Source organism: Bacteroidales bacterium, assembly GCA_023229505.1.
Lineage (GTDB): Bacteria > Bacteroidota > Bacteroidia > Bacteroidales > JAGOPY01 > JAGOPY01.
This window is the reverse complement of record JALNZD010000019.1, coordinates 39,203-63,627: the sequence shown is the minus strand read 5'-3', so window position 1 is coordinate 63,627 and position 24,425 is coordinate 39,203. Positions and strand designations below refer to the sequence as shown.

Annotated in this window: 28 protein-coding genes, 1 tRNA gene and 1 riboswitch; of the genes, 18 read left to right on the top strand and 11 right to left on the bottom strand. The window is 43.8% G+C overall.

The genetic code is table 11. The features are described from left to right. Positions 1 to 50 precede the first annotated feature (50 nt). Positions 51 to 2,030 (top strand): S41 family peptidase, encoded by a 1,980-nt coding sequence (locus M0Q51_08655; GenBank protein MCK9400044.1) that lies wholly within the window; start codon positions 51 to 53, stop codon positions 2,028 to 2,030. Positions 2,031 to 2,108: 78 nt separating this feature from the next. On the opposite strand, the gene M0Q51_08650 is transcribed toward M0Q51_08655, so the two are convergent. Further along, positions 2,109 to 2,402, bottom strand: a complete 294-nt coding sequence (locus M0Q51_08650) for a type II toxin-antitoxin system HicB family antitoxin (protein MCK9400043.1) — start codon at positions 2,400 to 2,402, stop codon at positions 2,109 to 2,111. Between the two features lie 221 nt (positions 2,403 to 2,623). Here M0Q51_08650 and M0Q51_08645 point away from each other — a divergent pair, with 221 nt between their 5' ends. After that, positions 2,624 to 2,923 (top strand): helix-turn-helix transcriptional regulator, encoded by a 300-nt coding sequence (locus M0Q51_08645; protein MCK9400042.1) that lies wholly within the window; start codon positions 2,624 to 2,626, stop codon positions 2,921 to 2,923. 199 nt (positions 2,924 to 3,122) lie between these two features. Here M0Q51_08645 and M0Q51_08640 read toward each other — a convergent pair. From M0Q51_08640 to M0Q51_08620, 5 genes are all read right to left on the bottom strand, one after another. Continuing rightward, positions 3,123 to 3,196: transfer RNA gene (locus tag M0Q51_08640), tRNA-Glu, on the bottom strand. Positions 3,197 to 3,456: 260 nt separating this feature from the next. Next, the gene (locus tag M0Q51_08635; GenBank protein ID MCK9400041.1) at positions 3,457 to 4,143 is read right to left on the bottom strand and encodes a hypothetical protein; all 687 of its coding nucleotides are present in this window, start codon (positions 4,141 to 4,143) and stop codon (positions 3,457 to 3,459) included. Positions 4,144 to 4,165: 22 nt separating this feature from the next. Further along, positions 4,166 to 4,933 (bottom strand): PorT family protein, encoded by a 768-nt coding sequence (locus M0Q51_08630; protein MCK9400040.1) that lies wholly within the window; start codon positions 4,931 to 4,933, stop codon positions 4,166 to 4,168. A gap of 114 nt (positions 4,934 to 5,047) precedes the next feature. Further along, positions 5,048 to 6,055, bottom strand: a complete 1,008-nt coding sequence (locus M0Q51_08625) for a bifunctional ADP-heptose synthase (protein MCK9400039.1) — start codon at positions 6,053 to 6,055, stop codon at positions 5,048 to 5,050. Positions 6,056 to 6,094: 39 nt separating this feature from the next. Further along, positions 6,095 to 7,297, bottom strand: coding sequence for a pyridoxal phosphate-dependent aminotransferase (locus tag M0Q51_08620; protein ID MCK9400038.1), 1,203 nt, complete (start codon positions 7,295 to 7,297; stop codon positions 6,095 to 6,097). Positions 7,298 to 7,442: 145 nt separating this feature from the next. Between M0Q51_08620 and M0Q51_08615 the strand changes: the two genes are divergently transcribed. Beyond that, positions 7,443 to 7,970: a hypothetical protein gene (locus M0Q51_08615; GenBank protein MCK9400037.1), complete on the top strand. Its 528-nt coding sequence runs from the start codon at positions 7,443 to 7,445 to the stop codon at positions 7,968 to 7,970. A 64-nt stretch (positions 7,971 to 8,034) separates the two neighbouring features. On the opposite strand, the gene M0Q51_08610 is transcribed toward M0Q51_08615, so the two are convergent. Together M0Q51_08610 and M0Q51_08605 are read right to left on the bottom strand one after the other, a co-directional pair. Next, positions 8,035 to 8,541 carry an RNA polymerase sigma factor gene (locus M0Q51_08610; GenBank protein MCK9400036.1) on the bottom strand — a complete coding sequence of 169 codons (507 nt, stop codon included), beginning with the start codon at positions 8,539 to 8,541 and terminating at the stop codon, positions 8,035 to 8,037. Between the two features lie 258 nt (positions 8,542 to 8,799). Further along, positions 8,800 to 9,696 carry a MerR family transcriptional regulator gene (locus M0Q51_08605; GenBank protein MCK9400035.1) on the bottom strand — a complete coding sequence of 299 codons (897 nt, stop codon included), beginning with the start codon at positions 9,694 to 9,696 and terminating at the stop codon, positions 8,800 to 8,802. Positions 9,697 to 9,822: 126 nt separating this feature from the next. Here M0Q51_08605 and M0Q51_08600 point away from each other — a divergent pair, with 126 nt between their 5' ends. The 9 genes from M0Q51_08600 (at position 9,823) to M0Q51_08560 (ending at position 16,340) form a co-directional block, all read left to right on the top strand. Further along, on the top strand, positions 9,823 to 10,605 hold the full coding sequence (locus M0Q51_08600) for a DUF2520 domain-containing protein (protein MCK9400034.1): 783 nt from the start codon (positions 9,823 to 9,825) through the stop codon (positions 10,603 to 10,605). A gap of 1 nt (position 10,606) precedes the next feature. Continuing rightward, complete coding sequence (locus tag M0Q51_08595; GenBank protein MCK9400033.1) at positions 10,607 to 11,128, top strand: HAD hydrolase family protein; 522 nt, start codon at positions 10,607 to 10,609, stop codon at positions 11,126 to 11,128. Then, entirely contained in the window at positions 11,106 to 12,080 is a 975-nt protein-coding gene (locus M0Q51_08590; protein ID MCK9400032.1) for a geranylgeranylglycerol-phosphate geranylgeranyltransferase, read from the top strand. Before M0Q51_08595 ends, M0Q51_08590 begins: the two co-directional genes overlap by 23 nt. 5 nt (positions 12,081 to 12,085) lie before the next feature. After that, complete coding sequence (locus tag M0Q51_08585) at positions 12,086 to 12,667, top strand: Maf family nucleotide pyrophosphatase (GenBank protein MCK9400031.1); 582 nt, start codon at positions 12,086 to 12,088, stop codon at positions 12,665 to 12,667. A gap of 36 nt (positions 12,668 to 12,703) precedes the next feature. Further along, positions 12,704 to 12,988, top strand: coding sequence for a hypothetical protein (locus M0Q51_08580; GenBank protein MCK9400030.1), 285 nt, complete (start codon positions 12,704 to 12,706; stop codon positions 12,986 to 12,988). A gap of 1 nt (position 12,989) precedes the next feature. Beyond that, positions 12,990 to 14,108 (top strand): lipid-A-disaccharide synthase, encoded by a 1,119-nt coding sequence (gene lpxB / locus M0Q51_08575; protein MCK9400029.1) that lies wholly within the window; start codon positions 12,990 to 12,992, stop codon positions 14,106 to 14,108. A gap of 83 nt (positions 14,109 to 14,191) precedes the next feature. Continuing rightward, positions 14,192 to 14,743: a phosphatase PAP2 family protein gene (locus M0Q51_08570; GenBank protein ID MCK9400028.1), complete on the top strand. Its 552-nt coding sequence runs from the start codon at positions 14,192 to 14,194 to the stop codon at positions 14,741 to 14,743. Beyond that, positions 14,740 to 15,201: a hypothetical protein gene (locus tag M0Q51_08565; GenBank protein ID MCK9400027.1), complete on the top strand. Its 462-nt coding sequence runs from the start codon at positions 14,740 to 14,742 to the stop codon at positions 15,199 to 15,201. Before M0Q51_08570 ends, M0Q51_08565 begins: the two co-directional genes overlap by 4 nt. Continuing rightward, positions 15,198 to 16,340 carry a glycosyltransferase family 4 protein gene (locus tag M0Q51_08560; protein ID MCK9400026.1) on the top strand — a complete coding sequence of 381 codons (1,143 nt, stop codon included), beginning with the start codon at positions 15,198 to 15,200 and terminating at the stop codon, positions 16,338 to 16,340. Before M0Q51_08565 ends, M0Q51_08560 begins: the two co-directional genes overlap by 4 nt. A 6-nt stretch (positions 16,341 to 16,346) precedes the next feature. Here the strand turns inward: M0Q51_08560 and M0Q51_08555 are convergent, their stop codons facing one another. Beyond that, positions 16,347 to 17,870, bottom strand: a complete 1,524-nt coding sequence (locus M0Q51_08555; GenBank protein ID MCK9400025.1) for a serine hydrolase — start codon at positions 17,868 to 17,870, stop codon at positions 16,347 to 16,349. 117 nt (positions 17,871 to 17,987) lie between these two features. Here M0Q51_08555 and rpsT point away from each other — a divergent pair, with 117 nt between their 5' ends. Beyond that, positions 17,988 to 18,242 (top strand): 30S ribosomal protein S20, encoded by a 255-nt coding sequence (rpsT, locus tag M0Q51_08550; GenBank protein ID MCK9400024.1) that lies wholly within the window; start codon positions 17,988 to 17,990, stop codon positions 18,240 to 18,242. 158 nt (positions 18,243 to 18,400) lie between these two features. After that, on the top strand, positions 18,401 to 19,096 hold the full coding sequence (gene radC, locus M0Q51_08545) for a DNA repair protein RadC (protein MCK9400023.1): 696 nt from the start codon (positions 18,401 to 18,403) through the stop codon (positions 19,094 to 19,096). On the opposite strand, the gene M0Q51_08540 is transcribed toward radC, so the two are convergent. Next, positions 19,039 to 19,479, bottom strand: a complete 441-nt coding sequence (locus M0Q51_08540; protein MCK9400022.1) for a transposase — start codon at positions 19,477 to 19,479, stop codon at positions 19,039 to 19,041. The two genes, radC and M0Q51_08540, sit on opposite strands and share 58 nt — an antisense overlap. Before the next feature lie 134 nt (positions 19,480 to 19,613). On the opposite strand from M0Q51_08540, the gene trxA (M0Q51_08535) reads away from it, so the two are divergent. The 3 genes from trxA (M0Q51_08535) to M0Q51_08525 are packed head-to-tail and all read left to right on the top strand — an operon-like array spanning position 19,614 to position 21,183. Further along, positions 19,614 to 20,141 (top strand): thioredoxin, encoded by a 528-nt coding sequence (gene trxA / locus M0Q51_08535; GenBank protein MCK9400021.1) that lies wholly within the window; start codon positions 19,614 to 19,616, stop codon positions 20,139 to 20,141. Between the two features lie 41 nt (positions 20,142 to 20,182). Then, entirely contained in the window at positions 20,183 to 20,542 is a 360-nt protein-coding gene (gene trxA, locus M0Q51_08530; protein MCK9400020.1) for a thioredoxin, read from the top strand. Between the two features lie 8 nt (positions 20,543 to 20,550). Then, on the top strand, positions 20,551 to 21,183 hold the full coding sequence (locus M0Q51_08525; GenBank protein MCK9400019.1) for a WbqC family protein: 633 nt from the start codon (positions 20,551 to 20,553) through the stop codon (positions 21,181 to 21,183). Positions 21,184 to 21,271: 88 nt separating this feature from the next. Here the strand turns inward: M0Q51_08525 and M0Q51_08520 are convergent, their stop codons facing one another. Next, positions 21,272 to 22,072 (bottom strand): C40 family peptidase, encoded by an 801-nt coding sequence (locus M0Q51_08520; GenBank protein ID MCK9400018.1) that lies wholly within the window; start codon positions 22,070 to 22,072, stop codon positions 21,272 to 21,274. A gap of 64 nt (positions 22,073 to 22,136) precedes the next feature. Between M0Q51_08520 and M0Q51_08515 the strand changes: the two genes are divergently transcribed. Continuing rightward, on the top strand, positions 22,137 to 24,218 hold the full coding sequence (locus tag M0Q51_08515; protein MCK9400017.1) for an HDIG domain-containing protein: 2,082 nt from the start codon (positions 22,137 to 22,139) through the stop codon (positions 24,216 to 24,218). Positions 24,219 to 24,258: 40 nt separating this feature from the next. Next, a riboswitch (FMN riboswitch) is annotated at positions 24,259 to 24,384 on the top strand. The last annotated feature ends 41 nt before the right edge of the window (positions 24,385 to 24,425 follow it).

The window sequence follows — 24,425 nt, the reverse complement described above, 5'->3', positions numbered from 1 at the left end:
TGCTTAATCTGTGTAAATCAGTGTAATCCGTGGTGAAAAAATCCCAAATCATGAAAATATTAATCGCAACCATTATCCTGTTCCTGGCAACAATTTCTATCAACCAATCTGTTGCCCAAATCCCCGACGATACCGACGGACGCCTTTACCGCCTGTGCAAAACATGGGGGTACTTCAAGTACTTCAGCCAGCATAAATGCGATCTCAAATGGGATACGCTTCTGAATACGACCGTTAATGAAGTGCTGGCAGCAAACAATAATGAAGAATTCAATGATGCGCTCATCAATATGTTTAACAAAGTGGGTAATAATTCCTATCCGGTAAATCAATGGCCTGAACCCGATACCAACTTTAATTTTGATAATTCCTGGATTGATGATCCTGTCTTTTCACAACCGGTAATGGATTTTCTGGAAACTTTTTCAACCTACATCTACTCCGATACATCAACCTGTTTTGTGAAGTTCAACGATTATTTAACTCCAGGTTATTACAGTTACATTGATTTCAGGGATGATCCCTTATCCATGACAATTACTTATACAAATGAAGCGAATCGCTTGACAACAATGTTTTATTACTGGAATGTGATCAACTATTTTTCTCCAAACAGGAATATCATGGACCAGCCATGGGACAGCACCCTGCATGAGTTTATACCCCTGATACGGCAAGCTAGTACCGTCCCGGATTTTCACAAAACCTTCCTGAAACTTGTCACCATGATTAATGACTCGCATGGATTCACAAGCAGTACTGTTTTATCAGCTTATTTCTGGGGAGGAAATTTCCTTCCGAAAATCTATTTTACAAGGGTTGATACATTGTGTGTTGTAACAAAGGTGGAAGGCATTGCAGGGGTATCAAAAGGAGACATCCTGATTGGATTGAAGGGGATACCAATCCGGGAAATCGAAGATTCATTATCTCTTTTTGTACCTGCATCCACCCCAGCCGCATTATACAGGGATATTTATTATAAAATGATGCTGGGAGGAAATAATTCGACTCTTGACCTGTCCTTGCTGGATAGCAATAACAATACCTATATGGCCTATGCCTTAAGATCGCTTTCTTTAGGTTACTGGTTTGGCTGGAAGGAGGATAATGGATTAACTTCTTCATATTTCATAACAGATTGTGGTTATGGTTATGTGAACCTGGGATGGCTGATGCCTGAAGAAGTGCCTGCTATGTATGATTTGCTAAAAGATGCGCCTGTTATCATTTTTGACATTCGAAATTACCCATATGCATGGCTGGCAGATTTTGCACCACTCTTCTTTCCCGGGCCAATTATAAGTGCTATCTATTATGAACCGGCATTAACCTGGTTACCGTCGCCATATAATTATTATTATTTGCCCGGATGGTACTACCCGCAAAATGATTACTATAATATAGGCACCTGGTCAAATCCAGACCCTTATGATGGCAATGTGTACATTCTTGTGAACCAGGAAACACAAAGTTCGGCAGAATATACCTGCCAGTATCTCAGTTATCATCCTGATTCTAAAGTAATAGGAACGCAAACAGCCGGCGCTGACGGTAACACAAGTGATTTGACTCTGCCAGGTAGTATATCTACGAGTTTCACTTCACTTGGCTGGTATTATGCCGACGGTTACCAGCAACAGCGCAACGGGGTAAAAATTGATACGATCGTTTCACCGACAATCGCCGGCATCAGGCAGGGAAAGGATGAAATTCTGGAAGCGGCTCTCGATTGCCTGACACGGGTGGAGGAATTGGGCTTTTCAGATTTCAATGTAACTGTATACCCGAATCCGGCCAGCCGGCAGTTGACAGTTGACAGTAGGCAGTTCCCAGTTCGCAGTTCCCAGTCGGCAGCTAGAATATCGATTGTAGATCTTTATGGAAGGGAAATAAAAGCATTCGGAAATATTTCATCATTTCCTTACCGGATTGATATTTCCGATCTCAGTGATGGGGTGTATTTATTGCGGATCATAAGTGAAGAAGGAATATCAGGCTCTGCGAAGTTTTTGAAAATTGCTGAGTAATCGGCTGACCTTAGTTGTAGGGTTATCCGTAATTGTAGGGTTAACCGGCCGGTTAACCCTACAGAAGGTTTACTCTTGTTATTTTATCCTTGGAATTTCAAGCTGAGTGCAAATCTTCATTTCAAGGACTTCTTTGAGTGCATCGGAGAGGTTTGCTTCCAATTCTTCAATAGTTTTGCCCTGTGTCAGGGCTTCCGGGTGTTCCTGAATCTGTCCGACATACCATCCGTCTTTTGTCTTTTCAATAACGGCAGTGTATGACCTCTTAATTGCCATGGCTTTTTTCTTACAAAGATATGCAATATGAAGAAATTTATCAATGGTTGATATTATTAAATCAATGCGTTCTGTCGTCCCTGTTGGGATTTTCAAGGTTTATCGCTATTTTCCTGCTACCATACTGTCGTCCCTAATGGGATTGGGAGTTTTGCAAATCGCCGACCGCTGACTGCTGACCACCAATTACTGAATTATTTTTTCCATAAAATGTTGCACTTTCGGACAACATTGTGTATCTTTGCACCGTGGTTAAAACTCAAAAATACCGAAAGCGGAAATTGACAAAGCACTAAAAATCAAACGAGAATATGAAAATGAAAAAGAGTAATATCACAACACTTGACGAATTTAAAGAAAAGCACTACGGTAAACGTGGAACAAAAAAGCGTGACGAGCTCGAAGCAGGATATGAAAACTTTAAAATCGGTTTTTTAATCCTCCAGGCACGTCGCGAAAAAGGTTTGACGCAAGCTGAACTTGCTGATAAAGTCGGAACCTCAAAATCCTATATTTCAAAAATCGAGAACAATATTAAAGAAGTCCGTTTTTCGACACTTAAGAAAATTGTGGAACTTGGTTTAGGCGGACATCTCGAACTTTCTATTAAACTGTGAACCGGGAGGGCTATTTTCGTTAATTCCTGGCGGGATACCCTCTTATTACAAATTCTGCATATTTCCTACAACATAAAAACCTGGCATCCGAACCATCTTACCATCTTACAGTCCTAACGTCTTACAGTCTTACTTCTCTTTTGCCAATCCAAACTTTAATATATAAAAATAAAAAAAGCCGGCTATTTACCGGCTTACGTAGCCCGTAGGGGACTCGAACCCCTGATTTCCAGGATGAAAACCTGGCGTCCTAACCAACTAGACGAACGGGCCAAAATGAGGGTGCAAAAGTAGGATAATTTTTTTATCCTGCAATGCCATTGATGAAATTTTTGTATCGTGCTATGGGAAGTGGTCATAAAGTAGTCATTGAGTAGTCATAAAGTTGTCATTAAGTGGTCATGAAGTGGTCATTATGTTGTCAAAATGTGGTTGTAGGGTTCACCGGCCGGTGAACCCTACAGGTGAATCTGCTGCGAATTGCGAACTGCGAACTGCGAACTGCGAACTGCGAACTGTCAACTGTCAACTGCCTACTCTTCTGCTTTATCCGCCTGGAACCTGAATCCTAATCGCTTGCCGGTTTTTAACTTATAGCTGTCGGCCATGGATTGCATCTCCTCTAAAGAGATCTCTTTCAGGGAATCATAAGGAGGTGTCAATAAATCAAAATTGATGGTGTACTGGATGGCTGACTCCACGATCTGCCTGGCTGCTTTTTCATCAAGGATTTCCTGGCCGAAATTATTGTAAAGCAACCCTACTTCCCGCTTTCCTTCTATGAAATAACACTTGTCTTTATTGATAAAAACCCTGCCGATCAGGTAACCGATATCATTCACGCGGTTATATTTATATGAATCGGCCAGGAAGTTGTATATATTGATGATACCGCAATAGGACCGGTTTTTATCTTCACGGATATAGGAAGTCGACATCACTTCGTGGTAGCGTGAGAATTCAAAAACATTGGTATGCATGGTGAAAATCAGGATGTCCCCGGCAAATTGCAGGTGCACTTCAAACTCACCCCGGTCCTGCTGTATGAATGGAATAGCCTGGGGATCCAAAGAATATTTTTTCTGATATTCTTTCCGCAGGTCGGTGATAACTTTTTTTATGAGATTGATCGAGTCGAGGGTATTGCGGTAAACCAACTGCTTCAACTGGCCTTTCTTATTGATGATCTGGAAAAGGTCGGGGTTAGGAGAGAATTCCATAGATAAAAAGTTTTGGATTCTTTTATTCAAAGGTAAAACAAAGCTGGAATATTTTTGAGTCCAGCTTTTCAATCCCCAATGTATAAATGGTATTGTCCCTTTTGAGCATATCAAAAAGCCCGTAAGCCATTTTCAGCTCGACACCCAGCTTGAACCAGGGGTTGTAGAAATCGAATCCCACCCCTACCAACGCATAGAAATCATGTTTATTGAGCTTGACCACGATCTGCTGGCCCTGGTCCCGTTTGCGTGCATTTGATGCGATATCGAGGCTATATTGGCCACCGGCGGTAAGATAAGCCAATATGTTGTTGTGCCTCTTGGATTTATATTTAAACAGAAGTGGAAAATCGATAAATACCGACCCTACATTTTTCTTGACATCGATCAGGGTTGTGCTGCCGTTATTTTCGTATCCAAGGATTGAATAGTTGATATATCTTTCGCCAAAGGAAAGGGCAGGTACAAAACGCAGGTTGAACTGTCTTCCCAATCGCATATCGCCAACGATACCAATATTAAATCCAAAAGTAGGTGATGAATTGACTGCCAGGAGCCTGGAGGAATCGACAGCCAGTTCAGGGGTCTGAAGACTAGTATAAACCCGTGTATTCAAATCGGAAGCGGGCCTGACTGTGAACAGCATCTGGTTTAGCCCCAATGTAAATCCAAAGTGGTAAGGAGTATAATCATACTTGGGCAGATTAAGCAGCTTGCTGCTCTGGCAATAAGATCCGGTTACCTGTATGAGGAAAATAAAAACAGTGAAAACAAAAAAAACCTTTCTCAATGCATGTTGGATTAATAGTTCTAGTAACGGAAACTGCCTGGTTTTATTTTTTCTGGCTGCAAACTTAATGAAAAGTTTTAAGAAAGAGGACCGGGGATGATAAACCTTGTCCGGTTAAAGCAAGGTAAGTGATTCAATAAGCAATTTTTCACGGTTTACCGGGACAACCCCAACCTCTTCACAAACAAGTCCGCCGGCCAGGTTAGCCAGGGCGGCAATCTCTGCAGGATCGAGACCACAGGCCAAGCCAAGGGCTGCCAAACTGATCACCGTATCTCCGGCACCGGAAACATCGGAAATATTCCTCAGATGAGCAGGGATAATATGCCGAACGATTTTTCCATCCGGCTCCTGACGGCTGATAAAAACACCCTGTTCCGATAAAGTGACCATCACAGTCGTTATCTCAAGCTCCTTATGCAGGTAACCAGCTGCATCTTCAAGGCTCTTCCGGTCATCAATCCTGATATCCCTGCTTAGCCCTTCACGAAGTTCCTTCAGGTTAGGTTTAAATAAAGTGGCGCCATTGAATTGAAGAAAGTTTTTCCGTTTAGGGTCAACAGCCACAGGAATATGAAGTGCCCGGGCCTTTCTTATAACATCGTGGATCAGATCTGCAGTAAGGACACCCTTATTGTAATCCTGGAAGATAATAGCATGGATAGTTGATTTTTCAAGGATCTCATTGATCTTTCCCAGGAGCAACGATTGATCATTGGGAGCCAGATCATCAGTGACTTCATCATCCACTCTCAGCATCTGTGTCTTATTGCCGATTACCCTGAATTTGGTGGTGGTTATCCGTTCATTGCTTGTCACGACAGCTTCGCCGGAAATCTCTGCTTCTGCAAGCAGCTGCCGGAATTCCTTCCCTTTTGTGTCATTACCAACCACTGAGCAAAGGACAGGTTCGGCGCCCAGCGATTTCACGTTCAGGGCAACGTTGGCCGCCCCGCCGAGATGGTTCACCCGTTTTTCGACAGTAACCACAGGCACAGGTGCTTCAGGGGAGATTCTCTCTACTTTACCGAAAATGTAGGCATCAACCATCACATCCCCAACCACCATCACCCTGAGATGGCTAAATTGCTCGAAGACTTTTTGGTAATTCCTCCCTGGCATTTTTAATGATTATTAAGTAAAGATAGCACTTAATTGCTATTATGCCAGGTCTGCCAGGCACTTTTTAATACGCTCAACTGCTTCAACCAGCAATTCCATTGATGTTGCATAAGAAATTCTGATGCAGTCCGGATTTCCGAATGCATCACCTGGCACAAGCGCCACATGTCCGACATCCAAAAGGTAATCTGCCAGATCGCAGGCATTATTTATGGTTCTTCCACCATAGCTCTTCCCAAAATAATGCGTCACATCCGGGAAGAAATAAAAAGCTCCTTTAGGTAGGTTCGTGATTAGGCCAGGAATGGTTTGAAGCAATTCATGCATTCTGTTTCTTCTTTTCCTGAAAGTAAAGATCATATCCCTGATGTCAGGAGACTTTTCCGGATCAGTCATCATGGCTTCAATAGCCGCATATTGTGAGATGGAACAAGTGGCAGAGGTCATTTGTCCCTGAAGTTTATCGCAGGCTTTGGCAATCCAGGTTGGCGCTGCCAGGTAGCCGAGCCGCCAGCCGGTCATGGCAAATCCTTTTGAAACCCCGTTGATCACGATCACCTGGTCGCGGATAAAGTCAAACTGGGCAATGCTCTCATGCTGGCAGTCGAAATTGATCAGCTCGTATATCTCATCGGAGATCACAAAGATATTTGGATGACGGGCAATGACTTCGGCCAGGGCATGAAGTTCCTCACGGGAATAAACACTACCTGTAGGATTACACGGACTGCTATAAAGGATGACTTTGGTCTTTGGTGTAATGGCATTTTCCAGCTGCTCCGGTGTGATTTTAAAATCGGTCTTCACAGTGGCAGGAATAAAAACTGCCGTTCCCCTTGCCAGTTTGACCATCTCTTTATAAGAAACCCAGTAAGGCGCAGGCAGAATAACTTCCTCACCGGCATTAACCAGGCTAATCATGGCGTTGGCTATGGAGTGCTTCGCACCGGTGGATACAACGATCTGCTCCGGCGTGAATTCGAGGTTATTATCCCGTTTGAGCTTGTGACAAATGGCCTTGCGTAATTCAGGATAACCCGGTACAGGCGGATAATGCGTGCGGTTTTCATGAATGGCTTTGATGGCAGCTTCTTTAATATGTTCAGGTGTGTTGAAGTCAGGTTCACCAATGCTGAGGTTGATCACGTCGACACCTTCGGCCGCCAGCTCACGGCAGCGGCGTGTCATTGCAAGTGTTTCCGATTCAGATAGATTAAGGATTCTTTGCGCAGGGAGTTCCATAGTGTATTCTGCTTTGTTAAGAGATTTACAAAAATAGAAAAATTATGGGGGCCAAATTGCTAAATCGTTAAACTGTTATTCTTCTGACTTCTGACTTCTGACTTCTTCTCAAGAAACTCTATCTTTGCAACTAAATCTTAAAAAAATGATCTTAGCATTATCTTTTGAAATCCTCAAATTTTTACTTCCCTCCCTGGTGTTTTTTTTCACTGTCAGATTAGTCGTGCTGGCATACCTGAAAAATGAAAAAAAGAAAAGGGAAGAGAGCAAAAAAGCCGGTAATAGCCAGACGACCCTCCCTTTGCGTTTACAGGCTTATGAAAGGCTCATACTCCTTCTTGAAAGGATTACGCCGGCCCAGGCCATCAACAGGGCACTTCAGCCCGGTATGACCACTTACCACCTTCAGTTAATGCTGGTACAGAATATCCGGGAAGAATTTGAACACAATGTTGCCCAGCAGATCTATGTTTCCCCTTCCGGCTGGGCCATGATAAAATCAGCCAAGGAAGAAATTATCCTTCTCATCAACACTTCGGCAACGGAAACAGATGCGGGCGCCGGTGCCGGTGAATTGGCAAAGATATTACTGGAACGTTGGGCACAGCTGGATCAAAATCCGGTAAAGACAGCCATCGACCAGCTGAAGGCCGAAGTCCGGCAGGTTTATTAAAAGTTATTGGTTAATGGTTAGTGGTTTGAAAAATAATAACTCAGAACTCAGAACTCAAAACTCTTCAGTTTCCATAACCTTCAAGTCTTTCCATGAGTTTCTTGCGGCCAAAGAAAATACGGCTTTTAACAGTTCCTATTGAGATATCAAGTTCATCGGCAATTTCTTTATACTTGAACCCCTGGGTATGCATCTCAAATGGCATCCTATGGTCATCCTCCAGACTATCAACAGCTTTACGCACTTCCTTCACCTGCAGCTCGGAATCAGGAGAAACCGGGAAAGCATCGATCTGCTTGTGAATGTAATGCAGGTTGTCTGTAGTATCAAGAAAAGTCCTGGCTTTTTTGTTCCGCCTGTAATTGTTGATGAAGATATTCTTCATGATGGTAAACAACCAGGCCTTGAAATTAGTGTGATGCACATACTTTTCACGAAACAAAAGTGCTTTGTAATTTGTTTCCTGAACCAGGTCGTTGGCATCTTCTTCATTCATGGTCAGCTTTTTGGCAAAGTACTGAAGGTAACTTTGCATGCTGATGAGTCTATAATTGAATTCTAATACGGTCATGATGATAAGTATTTTTTGTTTAAACTTAACGATACAAAGTTAAACACGAATATAGCATCTTGTCAAGTTATTTAACAATTTATTAACAATTATTCTAAATAGTGATATTTACAATACTGTTTTTCAATATTATAAATATTACTTGTATATAAGACCGGGAATGTTAAATGTTAAAAGCTGTTAAATAAAAGATGAAATTTTGTTTAACAAAGGGGGAATGAGGGAAGACGGTAAGACGGTAAGAGGGATTAGTTGGTATTAATTATTTAATTGTAAACCGGGAATGATTTCGCTGGAAAACTGGAGGGCGGAATTGATGATTGTAATATTGGAAGGAAGGGCGCAGGTCAGGCCGGTTGTCTGATGGCCGGTAATGAATATCTTCTTCCCAGGATAGCGGGCAGCTAAACGTTTAATATAAGCTTCCAAATTATCCATATCAACTGCATTGGCAAAAGCCACCAGGAAATAATCGGGTTGAAGAAAATCTGTGACGGAGTAAACGTCGTCTTCCGGAACATTCTGGCCTAAATAGATAACCTTGAAGCCACGGCTTTTAACCAGGTAATCGTAAACCAACAGGCCCAGATCATGAAGCTCCCATTCGGGAAGAAACAGCAGGATTTTTTTCGTATCATTTCCTGTGGGAACAGGTATACTGTCGATGGCCACGTAAATTTTCTGTTTTACCAGGTTGGTGATAAAATGCTCGTGTGCCGGATTGATGCTGCCGGCCTGCCATAGTACTCCAATCCGCTCGAAGAAAGGGTAAAGCACGTTAAAAACTGTATTCTCAAACCCCTCCTTCATGATCGACATGTTCAGTATCTTTTCGAATCTGGATTCATCCATCTCAATCATGGCAACCACCAGGTTTTCAATCTGGCTATCGTGACCGTTGGAAATCATCGATACTTCCAAGACCTTTTTGGAAAGTTCCTGCGGGTCAAGGCTGGCTAACCTGGAGATCTTATACCCGTGATGAAGTAAAATCGACACGTTCATCAGCTTTTTGACGTCCATATCGCAATAGAATCGGATATTGGAGTCAGTCCGCTTGGGTTCAACAATTCCGTAGCGTTTTTCCCATATCCTGATAGTGTGGGCTTTCACCCCGGATATTCTTTCTAAGTCTTTGATGGAATAATGGGCCATTCCTGTGGTTGAAAGTAAACACCTAACAATGCGAAAATTGATTTGTTCAAATTTAAAGTAAGCAAATTATACAGAAATTATAAATGAAAGACCCAGACTGGAATTAATCGCATAAATTTGCAAGCATTGGAAAAAGGTATTCAAAATATGGTTGTTGTGGGATCAGGCAATGTGGCCTTTCACCTGATCAAAGCTTTCAGCAAAAAGGGTATCCGTGTGCTGCAGATCCTTGCACATAATGAGAAAACCGCCTGCATCCTGTCGAAAACCTTTTCAGTGCCTTATATCATTGACACTTCCAAGCTATTTAAAGAAGCCGATCTTTACCTTTTGACCGTTCAGGACGATCATATCCGTGAAGCTGCCCTCCAACTCCATCTTAAAGACCAGCTCCTGGTTCACACTTCCGGATTCTCTTCACTTGACTCACTATCAGGCGCCTCCACCCGAACCGGTGTACTGTGGCCACTGCAAACACTTACGTCAGGCAGAAGCATTGAATATAAAAGCATTCCTTTTTTTATAGAAGGTCAATCCACCGAAATTTCTGAGAAACTGGAGCAATTCGCAGGAATGGTCAGCGACCGGGTGATGATCACAGACTCCCCTACCCGGCAAAAGATCCACCTGGCTGCGGTAATCGCTTCCAACCTCACCAACCAGCTTTATTCTATCGCGGCCTCCATTCTTGAACGGCAAGACATTCCATTTGCCGTACTTGCCCCGTTGATCCTTGAAACGGCCGCCAAAGCCGGAGAGCAGCACCCATTTCGCAGCCAGACCGGCCCGGCAGTCAGGAAAGACCTTCGGGTCATTGAAAAACACCTGGAACTCCTTCGTGATGACCCGGCTTTCCGCGATATTTACCGCCTGATCACTGAAAATATTATCCACCATCATTCTCAATAAAATGAATAATTATAAAGAACTGTTAAAGCATATCACCACTTTTGTTTTCGACTATGATGGGACCCTCACTGATGGGACCATAATAATGCTCGACGAAGGTGAGCCTTTGCGCACCGCAAATGTCCGTGACGGATATGCCATTCAATTAGCCGTCAGAAAGGGGTTTCACGTCGCCATTATTACCGGCGGACGGTCACGCTCGATGGTCAACCGGTTCATGATGCTGAAGGTTCAACACGTATTCCTCAACGTTGAACATAAACTCAGCACACTTAAAGACTTTTTGGAATCGAACGATTTAAGGCCCGAAAATGTCCTGTATCTCGGCGATGACATCCCTGATTTTCATGCCATGAAATATTGCGGTATTGCCGCCTGCCCTGCCGATGCCGCTGAAGAGATCAAGGCCATCTCTCATTATATTTCTCATTTTAAAGGTGGTGAAGGCTGCGCCCGCGATGTCATCGAACAGGCGCTGAAAGTGCAGGGAAAGTGGATGAATGATGACGCCTTCAGCTGGTAGCGCCATGCCCTGGAAAGCTTATCTCCGGATAATCCGGCCGGTCAACCTGCTCATTATGGCGGGGATGCTGCTTTTAGTGCGCTATGCAATCTTCCTGCCGGTATTTAAACAAAACGGCCTCGAAGGACTGATGCCTGGCTGGCAATTCCTTTTGCTGGTAATGGCGACGCTGCTCATTGGTGCCGGCGGTTACGTGATAAATGACGTCCTCGATATCGAGATCGACCAGATCAACAAACCTGCCAAAAAGGTCATCGGACGACAGATCAGCGAGGTTTCGGGAAATAAGCTGCATTTCAACCTGACCGCAGCCGGGCTGGTTCTCGGCATCGCTTTCAGCTACCTGGCCGGTAACATATTCCTGGGTATCCTGTTTGTGATCATTCCTACCGCACTGTTTTATTACAGTTTCAAGTACAAATATCTTCCCGCTATTGGTAACCTGGTGGTTTCTCTATTGGCTGCCCTTGTTGTCATTATTTACTGGTTATTCGAGTTTTATCACCTGAAAAGCCAACCGGAGCTGTTTATAGAAGCCAGCCGTTCTTTTCCCCAGCTTAACCGCTTTGTCCTGGCATTTGCCCTTTTTGCTTTTCTTACCACCCTGATACGTGAAATTGTAAAAGATGCCCAGGATATCGAAGGCGATACCCGTTTCGGTTGCCGCACCCTGCCGGTAGTACTCGGGCTCTCAGTAACGCGCTATCTTCTCATATTTCTGGAAATTGTGACTTTTGCCACACTGGTTTGGTTCCAGTTTATCCTGTACCGCTCCGGCTATCCATGGATTTCTTATATCCTGATACTTACCCAGGTTTTACTCCTTATAACTGTGTATAAAACGATTATGGCTACGGAAAAAGCTGCTTTCACCCGCCTGAGCCTGATCCTTAAACTGGTCATGGTCGCGGGTATGGTTTCACTGGTCGCTACCTGGTTCAGAAATATGTGATAATGATGCTGGAAAACCTGAAAAACCGTCATATAATCCTCGCATCACTTTCCCCGCGGAGACGGTTCCTGCTGGAGCAACTGGGCCTGGAGTTCACCGCGATCAGTGCTGAGACCGATGAGTCAATTCCGGAAGGAATGACTCCGGATGAAATTGCGATTTTCCTGGCTGAGAAAAAAGCCGGTCATTTCGTAGAATTGCTTGAAGATGCGAAAAACATCCTGATCACAGCCGACACCCTGGTACTGATCGATGGCCATATCCTCGGAAAGCCTGAAGGTAAAGAAGGAGCCGTGAAAATGCTGCAGACCCTTTCGGGAAGCATGCACCAGGTGGTCACCGGTGTGTGTATCCGCAGCCGCGATAAATGCCGCTCTTTCACTGCATGGACCAATGTCTATTTCAAGCCTCTTTCTGCTGCTGAGATTGATTATTACCTCACTCATTTCAAGCCCTATGACAAAGCCGGTGCCTATGGCATCCAGGAATGGATAGGCTATATCGGCATCAACCGGATTGAAGGCTCATATTTCAACGTCATGGGCCTGCCGGTCCAGATGCTTTACGAGGAGTTAAGGCAGTTTTAAAGAATTTAATGGCTATTTTATCTACTTTTGTGAACTTTGATGCTAAAAAGAGATAACATAGCTTTTGGAGCATTGGTGGGGCTGATTTTGCCTGGCCTGTTCTATGGCCTTTTGTGGCTTGTTTCACTGGTTGTGGAATATGGCAGCACATGGTCACGGCCTTTTGAATCAGACAAAATGATGTTGCTGGCGCTTATCATCAATTTAATCCCGATCAGGATTTACTTTGTCAGATACAAGTTTGATAAGACCGGCCGCGGTGTGCTGCTGATAACGTTTTTGCTCATGGTAGCTTATTTTATCTTTAAAAGATATTCCTGATATGCGCTATTACCTCATTGCCGGCGAGGCTTCGGGCGATCTCCATGCTTCAAACCTCATGCAGGAGCTCAGGAAAACCGATCCGGGGGCGGTGTTCCGCTGCTGGGGCGGCGACCTGATGCAAGCTGCCGGCGGAGTGCTGGTTAAGCATTACCGCGACCTGGCTTACATGGGCTTCGTCGAGGTAGTGTTGAATATCCGCGCTATCATGAAGAACCTGAGTTTTTGCAAGGAAGATATTTTACGGTTCAAACCCGATGCCATTATCCTGGTGGATTACCCCGGTTTTAACCTCAGGATAGCAGAATTCGCACACCGGAATGGGTTTAAGGTCATTTATTACATCTCTCCCCAGTTATGGGCGTGGAAGAAATCAAGGGTTTACAGCATCCGTAAAAATGTGGATAAAATGCTTGTGATCCTGCCTTTTGAGCAGGAGTTCTACCGGCGTTACGATTACCCGGTGGATTTTACAGGCCATCCCCTGCTCGATGTAGTGAACAGGCCTTCCGCTTACCAGGATTCCGATGCTTTCCGGGCAGCCCATCAATTGAGCGGCAAGCCTATCATATCTTTGTTACCTGGCTCGAGAAAGCAGGAGATCAGGCGGATGCTTCCCGTAATGGCTGCACTTGCAGGCAGGTTTCCCGTGTATGAGTTCGTCATTGCCGGCGCACCTTCCATCGAACCATCATTTTACCGGCAGGTAGCAGGACAGGATAGTCCGGTGATCCTCTTCGGGCAGACCCATGAATTGCTTCGCCGTGCCCATGCGGCATTGGTCACATCAGGCACCGCCACCCTTGAGACGGCGCTTTATGGCGTACCGCAGGTGGTTTGCTACCGGGGCGGTTCCATTTCCTATGCTATTGCCCGCCGGATCGTGGATGTGAAGTTCATTTCGCTGGTGAATCTGGTCATGGACCGGCAGGTGGTGAAGGAACTGATCCAGGGTGATTTTAATGCGGAAAACCTTGAAAAAGAGCTGAATGTCATACTGGATGAAAGCAACCGGTCGCGGATCATATCAGAATATGATTTACTCAGGGAAAAGCTTGGGGGCGAAGGCGCTTCCCGGCGCGCAGCAACTGCTATACAGCAGTTTATGGATGAGAAATAACTGAAACTTGAAAATTGATATTTGAAATTTGGAAATTGCAAAATCAAATTTTTTCAAAATATTCTTCGCTATAACTAATGCCAATGCATAATACTGCATTATCCGGTTTAGATATCGAAATTCTGCGTTTGATACACCACAATCGCGTTGCAGCGCTTGACAATATCCTTTATTATATTTCATTTACCACAACATTTGTAAGCATAGGATTACTGCTGACAATTCTCATCTATTCACTGAAAACAAAATCAAAGCCACTCAGGATTGTGTTTTATAAAATCCTTGCGGTGTTTATTGTTGTTGCAACTTTAAGCCTTACCCTGAAAACTATTATTATCAGAGAGCGACCTTATATAAGTTACCCCGATATTGAAAAGCTGTCGGAAGCCGGCAGTTCATCCTACCCTTCAGGACATGCAATGGAAGCTTTTGCCATTGCTGTTGCATTTACAATTTTAATCCCGAAAAGAAAATTTATTATCCCGCTTTTTATATGGGCATCAGTGGTTGCTTATTCCAGGATGGCTTTAGGGGTGCATTACCCAAGCGATGTGTTAAGCGGCATAATCATAGGTTCTTTCATTGGTTGGCTGGTCCCTTGGTTAATCAATAAATTTTATCCCACTATCAGATGAACCTGCTTCAGACACTCAAACCGGCAATTCCCAAGCGCTACCTTCTTTTTGTGGCCGGCGTTGTGTGGACATTTGCAGGAGGAATGCTTCTGTATAAAGGCATTTCGCTATTCTGTATGTACAGGGATCTCTTATGGCTAAAAATTACGATCAGCATTTTTGGTGGCGGAATATTTTACTTACTGTTGTTTTCCAAAATATCTTTAAAACATGCCTGGCGGATCATTAATTTAGAGAATGAAAATCCCTGTATGTTTGCCTTTTTTAATATCAGAAGCTATATTATGATGGCTGTCATGATCACTTCCGGAGTAATTCTCAGAGAATCAGGCATTATTTCCCCGGAATATCTTTCAGTCTTATATGTCATGATGGGAATCCCATTGTTCCTTTCTGCCTTAAGGTTTTTTTATTATGAAATTTATTACCGGACTGTCATCCATAAAAAGGTTACATGAATATCGGCCTAGATGCAAAAAGGATTTTCTTTAATAATAGCGGCCTTGGCAATTATGGCCGGAGGTTTTACCATGGATTGGCAAAGAAATCGGCTGGTGATAATTTCTACCTGTATTCCCCAAAGGTAGTCGCCGGTGACAATCCTTACCTGAAAGAAGTTGATCGGGCTAACAGTATAATCGTCAGTCCGGATAAACCCTGGCACAAAATGCTGGGTGGTGCACCCTGGCGTACAGGCTTGATCAATGCCCGTTTAAGAAAAGACAATATCGGTATTTATTATGGATTAAGCAATGAAATCCCCTTTGGCAATAAAAACCCAGATATAGTCAAAGTCGTTATTATTCATGATCTGATATTTTTGCGGTATCCGCAATTATACCCTGCGATTGATGCTTATTTTTATAAGCAAAAGACTAAGTATGCCGGCAAGCATGCTGATTTTATTATAGCCGCAAGTGAGCAGACCAAACGGGATATAGTTTATTATTATCATGTCCCGGAAAACAAAATTAACGTTATTTATCCAGGCAGCGATCCGATTTTCTATAGCAAAGATACCGTGGATGCCCATCAGTTTTTTAGTACCGAAAGAAGATATATCATCAGCATTGGCGCTATTACATCAAGGAAAAACTTGTTTAAGACGGTACGAGCCTTTAACCTGATCAAAGACAAGTATGACCTGGATTTGGTTGTTATTGGCACCGCTGTGGGTTTAGGCAGGGATTACCTGAAAACAATCTTAAATTATGTTGAAAAAAACCGGTTGTCGGACCGGATTCATTTTTTGGGAAATGTGCCCTATAAATATGTGCCGGCTCTTTGCAGAAATGCTCAATTAATGGTATATCCATCTCAATATGAAGGCTTCGGCATGCCGATCGTGGAAGGACTTTTCAGTCATATTCCGGTTATCACATCACAGGGAGGTTGCTTTCCGGAAGCCGGCGGTGATGGTGCCGTTTATGTGAATCCGAATGATTTTGAAGAGATCGCAGGCTGGATCGATAAACTGATGGATTCTGAAACATTAAGAAATGAATTAGTCGGGAAAGGCCTTCAACATGCTGAAAAGTTTAAGCAGGAACATATAGAAACTGATATCATTAATTTTCATCGTTCAATAAAACACTAATACTGATTATTCCTTCACGAACTCATAGGTCGTGAATTCAAGAAAGTCGGCTACGCTGAGGGTAAATGATATGACTTTTCCATCTTTTATAACAAAGGGAAAAACTTTGATACCCCAGAGCGGACTGCTGTAAGTGCAAAGAAACCTGTTGTTTCCAATATATTCCAGCCTGGATGTCAGATCAGGATGGTGTTCCAGCTTCAGGAGCAGGTAATCTCCTTTAGATTCGAGGATAGCGCTGCCATAAACTTCATGGTTGTATTTCCCCGCAAATTTTGCAAGTTTCACAGGCATGGGCAGATTCATTTTAGCCGAATCCTGCCACGAAGTGATCATCTCCATTTCTTTTTTATAAGCTGGCATATAACGCGAGATGAAAACCTGGCTGTAATTCCGGTAAGGTAGTCCAAGGTATGCATCAATGATCTCCCATTTAACAGCTTCGTAAAGACCATTCATATCGGTGTTGGTAAAAACGACCACGCCAAGTTTCTCCTCGGGGATCAGGGTAACCGAAGTTACAAAACCATCCACACCGCCGGTATGGGAAACCATTTCCCGTCCTTCATAATCCTGGAGGCTCCAGCCCATGCCGTAGAGGGAATAATGTGTAATATTGAACGGGTGCCTGGCCCGCCGGACGATAGAATTTGGGTATTGCGCTTTCCGGATCGCCTGCCAGGGAATAACCTGCCGGCCGTTATACCTTCCACTGTCGAGCTGGGCAATGATCCAGTGGCTCATATCGCTGACTGAAGAGCTGATGCTGGCCGCCGGTGCAATGTTATCGACCTGGCAGTGCGGGATAACCTGCAGTTTTCCGTTGACCAGGGTATGAGCCGCAGCAAGGTTTTCAGCATTTGCAATTTCTGCGGTCATAACCAGTGTCCTTTTCATTTCCAATGGGTTTACGATGCGATCCCGCATAAACTGTTCCCATGTCATCCCGGTGATTTGTTCCAGGCATTTTCCGGCGATCAGAAAACCGGCATTGCAATAGCCCCATTTCGCCCTGAAATCATACATTGGCGTGAGCATGCCGAATTTTTCGATCACCTCATCACTGCTCAGGTCCGACTCCCAATACATAAAATCGCCCTGGAAAGTTTCCATACCGATCCGGTGCGACATAACATCGGTCAGGGTAATATGTTCGGCTACCCAGGGGTCTTTCATTTTAAAGCCGGGCAAATATTTCTGAACGCGGTCGTCAAGTGAGCATTTGCCTTCCTGTTCCAGGATTGCCATTGCCGTTCCTGTAAATGCCTTGGTATTGGATGCGATCATAAACAGCGTATTTTCATCTACTTGCTCAGGTTTGCCTGATTCGAGGAATCCATAACCTTTCTGGACAATCACCTGTCCGTCTTTGACCACAAGAACCGCGACACCCGGTATCTGCCATTCCGCTAGCGCCTGTTCGGTATAGCTATCCAGGCTATCCGTAATAAACGCAGGAACACTGGTCTGCGCGTTCAGGAGCATGCCGGTAATGAGAAGAGTGGCAGTAAAGGAAATTTTCATTTTCATAAAATATCGATTATTGATTGATCAAAGCTATAAATAAACTTTTTCCTAAAACATTTTCATTTGTAAAAATATTCTTTACCTTTGCACCCCCATTCAGGAATAAAAAATATCTGAGACATGGCAAATCACAAGTCAGCGCTGAAAAGAATCAGGGCCAATGAAAACAGAAAGATCCAGAACCGCTATCATGGTAAAACCATGCGTAACGCCATCAAGAAATTCAAATCCATTGAAGCTAAAGATGAAGCTGCATCCCAGCTTCCGAAAATGGTTTCTATGATCGATAAAATGGCAAAGCATTCGATCATTCATAAGAACAAAGCCGCCAATCTGAAATCCAAGCTGACCCGTAAGGTCAATACGTTAGCGTAAGAAATACTTCAAGCTATCATTTCAAGCTGCCTGTTTAGCAACCGGCGGCTTTTTTTTTTGCTTTCTATCCTCCCATGCATATGATTGATTCCAAAAAAATATTTTCAACCGGTCGGGTATAATTTCCATTTTTCCGGATAAACAGGAAAAAGGCAACGATGACATATGAATCACGCATACCCATCAAACAATGGTCGGAAGATGACAGGCCGAGGGAGAAGCTGCTGCTGAAAGGCAAGTCGGCACTGAGCAATGCCGAGCTGATCGCTTTATTGCTGGGGTCAGGCAACCGGAATGAATCGGCCGTTGACCTGGCCAAACGGATCCTTGATCAGAGCGGTCAAAACCTGGCTGAGCTGTCGAAATACCAGATCAATGACTTGCTGAAATTCAAAGGGATCGGTATGGCGAAAGGGGTTACGATCATAGCGGCGCTCGAGCTGGGCAACCGCAAGCGGGGTCAGGATGCAATGGCCAGGGAAAAAGTGGCCGGCAGCCGGGATGTTTTTGAACTTTTCCATGGAGAGCTGGCAGATTCCCAATACGAATCATTCTGGGTGCTTTTGCTGAACCGGGCCAACCGGGTAATCCGGAAAGTAAACATCAGCGAAGGAGGCATTTCCGGGACGGTGGCTGATCCAAAGAAAATATTCAAGATGTCCCTCGACCATAATGCCAGTTCGCTGATCCTCTGCCATAACCACCCTTCCGGTAACACCCAGCCCAGCGAGGCCGACATCAGGCTGACCCGTAAACTCAAAGAAGCAGGTCTCCTGCTTGACCTCCCTGTTCTGGATCACCTTATCCTTGGCGGAGAAACGTATTTTAGTTTTGCTGATGAAGGGATGATCTGAAGTTGGCCGTTCGATGCAATGCAGTCGAGCATCTTCTTCTTGAGCTTCCAGCAGGTCATCTGGCGTGTATCAAGCTGCCTGGCCAGCTCATAGGTGGAAACTTCAGGGTTATGGCAGACCTGGTAAGCCAGCCTGAAAGCCTGTGTCAGAGGCAGGTGGCAGCCATGGAAAATAGTATGGGAAGTGGCCGATTCTTCATGTTTACAGCGGGTGCACCGCCTGGAATAAGGCTTTTTGCCATTGCAGTAATTATCGTGGCCGCACTTCCGGCAAACAAAGCCCTTATACCATTTTTCCCCTGCAATGAATTCAAGGCACCGGTTTTCATCCAGCAAGACCTCTTCTAACTTAAGAGGTGATATTTCACGAAAAAATAGTGTCATCGTTTCGAAATGTTGATCCTAAAAGTGCCTTTTAATAATTTTTAAGCAAAATTATAAAAAAAGTGATACTAAAGCGATTTAATTCAAAAATTATTCTTAATTTTGCATCCGTTAATCTTAAACAAATTATTAATATGAAAAAAATCGGATACCTCTCTGTTTTAATAATCTTCCTGTTCATCAGCTGTAATGGCACTACAGACGGTGAGAAGGGCAATACGTCATCGAAATCTTCTGCAAATGTTACTGATGGTGGCAGTAAAAAATCGGAATCTTCGAATGGAATACCAGAACATCTGACTGAGAAAACCTTTAAACTCAAGGTCATGGATTACGAGAAGAACCCACAGCAATGGGTCTTTGCAGGTGACAAACCGGCTATCGTCGACTTTTATGCTGACTGGTGCAGGCCTTGCCGGATGATCGCCCCGATCCTTGAAGAACTGGCAGTTGAGTATGAAGGCAAGATCAATATCTATAAAGTAGATACAGAAGCTCAGCGGGAACTGGCTGCCGTATTTGGCATCACAAGTCTTCCTACAGTTTTATTCATCCCCATGCAAGGAAAACCTTCCTCACAGAAAGGCGCATTACCAAAAGAATCTTACAAAAAAATCATTGACGAGTTTTTATTAAAAACCCCTTCAACATCAATTAATTAAATAATTAAAACCCCAATTTAAAATTTAAAATTATCATAATTATGTCACTGGAACATTTATCAAAAGACACTTTCATTTCAAAAGTATTTGATTTCGAAAACAATAAAGAATGGAACTACCAGGGTGAATTACCCTGTCTGATTGATTTTTACGCTGATTGGTGCGGACCGTGTAAAATGGTTGCCCCTATCCTCGAAGAACTTGCTACAGAATATAAAGGCAAGATCAACATTTATAAGGTAGATACTGAAAAAGAGCAGGAACTGGCAGGCGTTTTTGGCATCCGGAGCATCCCATCCATTCTTTTCTGCCCGGCTGACGGAGCCCCGCAGATGGCGATGGGCGCCTTGCCAAAAGACACCTTTAAAAAGGCGATCGAGGATATCCTGCTAAAAAGCTAACACATGTCATGACCATAACCGGAGATATCCTACTTCCTACCGCTTACTTCCCTCCTATTTCCTATTTCGTTCATATGATCCGGAGCAAGGTCATATATATCGAACAAATGGAAACCTTTACCAAGCAAACATTCCGTAACCGCTGCGAGATAATGACAGCGTCCGGTAAGTCAAGTCTGGTAGTCCCGGTCACTAAGCCGCAAGGCAACCATACAATGACTAAACAAGTTGAAATCTGCTACCGCGAACACTGGCAGGAACAACATTGGAAAACGCTGCAGACGGGTTATCGTTCATCTCCCTTTTTCAACTATTATACTGATATACTTGAGCAACTCTTCGAAACACAGGAGACAAGCCTGATTAATAACAACCATAACATTCTGAAAACAATCAGCGCACTGCTCGGTATAGACCTCAATATACAGTTCACGCAGGACTATGAAAAAAAACCGGGGAGTATGCTCGATCTGCGGTCAGCAATATCTCCGAAAAAATATCAGCCTTTCAATCAATTCCCCAAATATCCACAGGTTTTCGATTATAAATATGGCTTTGTGCCAAACCTGAGCATCCTTGATCTGTTGTTTAATATGGGGCCGGAAGCAGGGAGGTATTTGGATAAAATAGTGATGAAATAAGTTGGCAGTTGGCAAATTGGAAGTTAGAAATCCGCCGTCAGAAATCGTCAATAAACAATCCCTAAAGTCATACAACCTGTCCGACTGCCTATTGTCCAACTGTCCAACTGCCTGCTACTACCCGCCTTATCAACCGCAAACTGTGCGTGTATTTGCTCAGATAGCGGTTATATATTCCCTGGTGGTCAATAGTATCAATGCGGACTTTCCCGGAGCAATGAATGATCCGTTGATCTTCCAGAAGGATCCCGACATGGACAATCTTTCCTTCTGCATTATCAAAAAAAGCCAGGTCGCCGGGTTTTCCATCGTTAAGGATACTGATTAATTCGCCCTGAGTAGCTTGTTGAGCCGCATCACGCAATAATTTAATGCCGTGCTGTTTGAACACAACTTGTGTAAATCCGGAACAATCCATGCCAAGGTAAGTTTTACCTCCCCATAGATATGGACAGGAAAGATAACCGGCAGCAGTTTCCATTAACCCGTTGAGCCCTGTAAAAGTAAACGGGTATACTTTTCCGTCCAGCCGGTATTGCTCTCCATCTATCTCCATAATCTGGCCTTTTATATTATAAAAACTACACCCTGCTGGCAAACTTATATTCACCCCACTGTAAAGGACAACATCGGAATGCATCTGCCTGTTCACCCAAACAGGTGATGTGGTCAGGCGCCTGAACTCCTGGTTGCTGACAGCCCGGATCTGTTTAACATCGACCCAACCCTCATAACCATCAAAGAATATTTTCACCTGGCACCATGAATCATCCCGGCCGATAACTTCCATCAGATCTCCGAAAAGCAACTGGGTAGACATTTCTGCTTTGTCGGAGGGTTCGCGTCGGACTGGTACCACTGCAAGGTTACAAAAACCAAATTCAATCATAATTTAATAATTCATACAAATTTAAACCAATTATTCATAAATTAGCAGCAATAAGAGATCAGCCATGAACCGGATCACAGAAAAAACGCGAAAGAACAAGGATCTTTTCCTTAGGATTGCCATGTTTGCAGCAACTGTGATCCTGCTGGTTTTAGTATTGCCGAAAGAAGGAAAATTCAGGTATGAATTTAGCAAAGGTAAACCGTGGTTGCATGATGACTTATACGCTCCCTTTGATTTTGCGATCATTAAGTATGATGATGAGCTGAAAGCCGAACAGGAACAGGTTTTATCGCTCCTGAAGCCTTTTTTTAAGATGGATACGGCTGTATTTTCGCGACAGGCAGAGCTCTTCGAACTCGAGTTCAATAAAAAATGGGCTGAAAGAAATGGGGAATTGAATACGTTCAGCCAACAGAAAGATAAGCTATTGCGGCAAGGATTAATGATTTTTGATTCGATTTTCAGGGCAGGGATCATTCAGCTTGATCCTTCGATAGAAAACAAACCTGCCGATTTTGAAATTTTCATCATTGAAAATAATATTGCCAGGGAAGTGCCGCTTTTCAAGGTATTTACATTGCAGCAGGCCAGCAGTTATATTTTAGTTAAAGTTGGAAAAGAAAACTTCACGGACAAGGATTTTCTTATTAATATTCTTACCAACCATATCACCCATAATCTTTTCTTTGATGCCGAAAAAACCAATGCGGAAAAAGAATCGGCACTTTCAAATATCAGTCCTTTCCGCGGCATGGTACAGCGTGGTGAGCTGATTATTCCACGCGGGGCAAGGGTAAATGACGATCATTACCGCATCCTCACATCATTAAAAAATAATTTTGAGGTCCAGTTGGGCACTACCAGGGCATTTTATGCCATTGCCGGGGGACAAGCCATTCTGACATCGATTTCAATCCTGGTCCTTGTACTTTTCCTTTATAATTACCGTAAGGATATCCTGGCCAACAACAAGAAGACCTTTCTGATCCTGTTGATCATATTTATGATGGTACTCACTGCCAGCCTTATAGTACGGTTTAATGTCAGCTATTTTTACCTCGTCCCTGTCTGCCTTGTCCCTGTTATAATCCGGGTTTTTTATGACACCCGCCTTGCATTGTTCGTTCACCTGGTAACTATATTCACCACCGGCTTCATCGCACCAAACAGCTTCCAGTTTGTTTTCATCCAGCTCATTGCCGGCGTGGTTGCGATCATGAGCATAGTCAGGCTGGAAAGGCGTTCCCAGTTTTTCTACACGGCGTTTTGGGTTTTCTGCACTTATACTGCAATTTACGTCGGGCTTATCCTGATGCAGGAAGGTAATTTCAGGGGAATAAACATTCAGCAAGTTTATCAAATGGCCGCCAATGCTGCTTTGCTGCTATTTGCTTACCCGCTCATTTTCCTGTTGGAGAGGACGTTTGGCTATATCACCGACGTAACGCTCATTGAACTGGGCAACAGCAATAATAAACTGCTCAGGGAACTGGCCCATAAGGCCCCCGGAACTTTTCAACATTCACTCCAGGTTGCCAACCTTGCTGAAGAAGCATCATACGCTATCGATGGAGACAGCCTGCTGGTCAGGGTTGGGGCGCTGTACCACGATATCGGGAAGATAGATGCACCGATGTATTTCATCGAAAACCAGGTTACAGGTGTTAATCCCCATGATGACCTTAGCTATGAGGAAAGTGCCAGGATCATTATCCGTCATGTTACACGCGGGATTGAATTCGCCAAAAAATATAAACTCCCTGCTGAAGTTGCTGATTTTATCACAACCCATCATGGCACCAGGAAGGTTGAATATTTCTACCTTAAACAAAAGCTCGAAAATCCGGAAAAGAATGTTGATGCGAACACATTCACTTACCCTGGTCCTATTCCCTATTCAAAAGAAACTGCCCTGGTGATGATGGCCGACTCGGTGGAAGCTGCTTCCCGCAGCCTCACCAAACCGGATGATGACAGAATCAATGATCTGGTTGAGCGGATCATTAACCGTCAGCTGGAATCAGAACAATTTTCCAATGCTGATCTCACCTTGCGTGATATCACAATGGTTAAAGAAATCTTCAAAAAAAGCCTCCAGAATATTTATCACGTGAGGATCAGTTATCCGGAAGAAAATTCCTAATTTTGTCACCTGACAGAAATTGAATCTGTTAGTTTTTGAAGATATTCTTCAGGGCAGGGTGCAATCCCCGACCGGCGGTGAAAGTCCGCGAATTCCGTCTGATGGCGGGACCGATCCGGTGTAACTCCGGAACCGACAGTTAAAGTCTGGATGGAAGAAGAATTTCTGATGGATATACCTTTTTTACTAAAGGGCTATCATCATTGA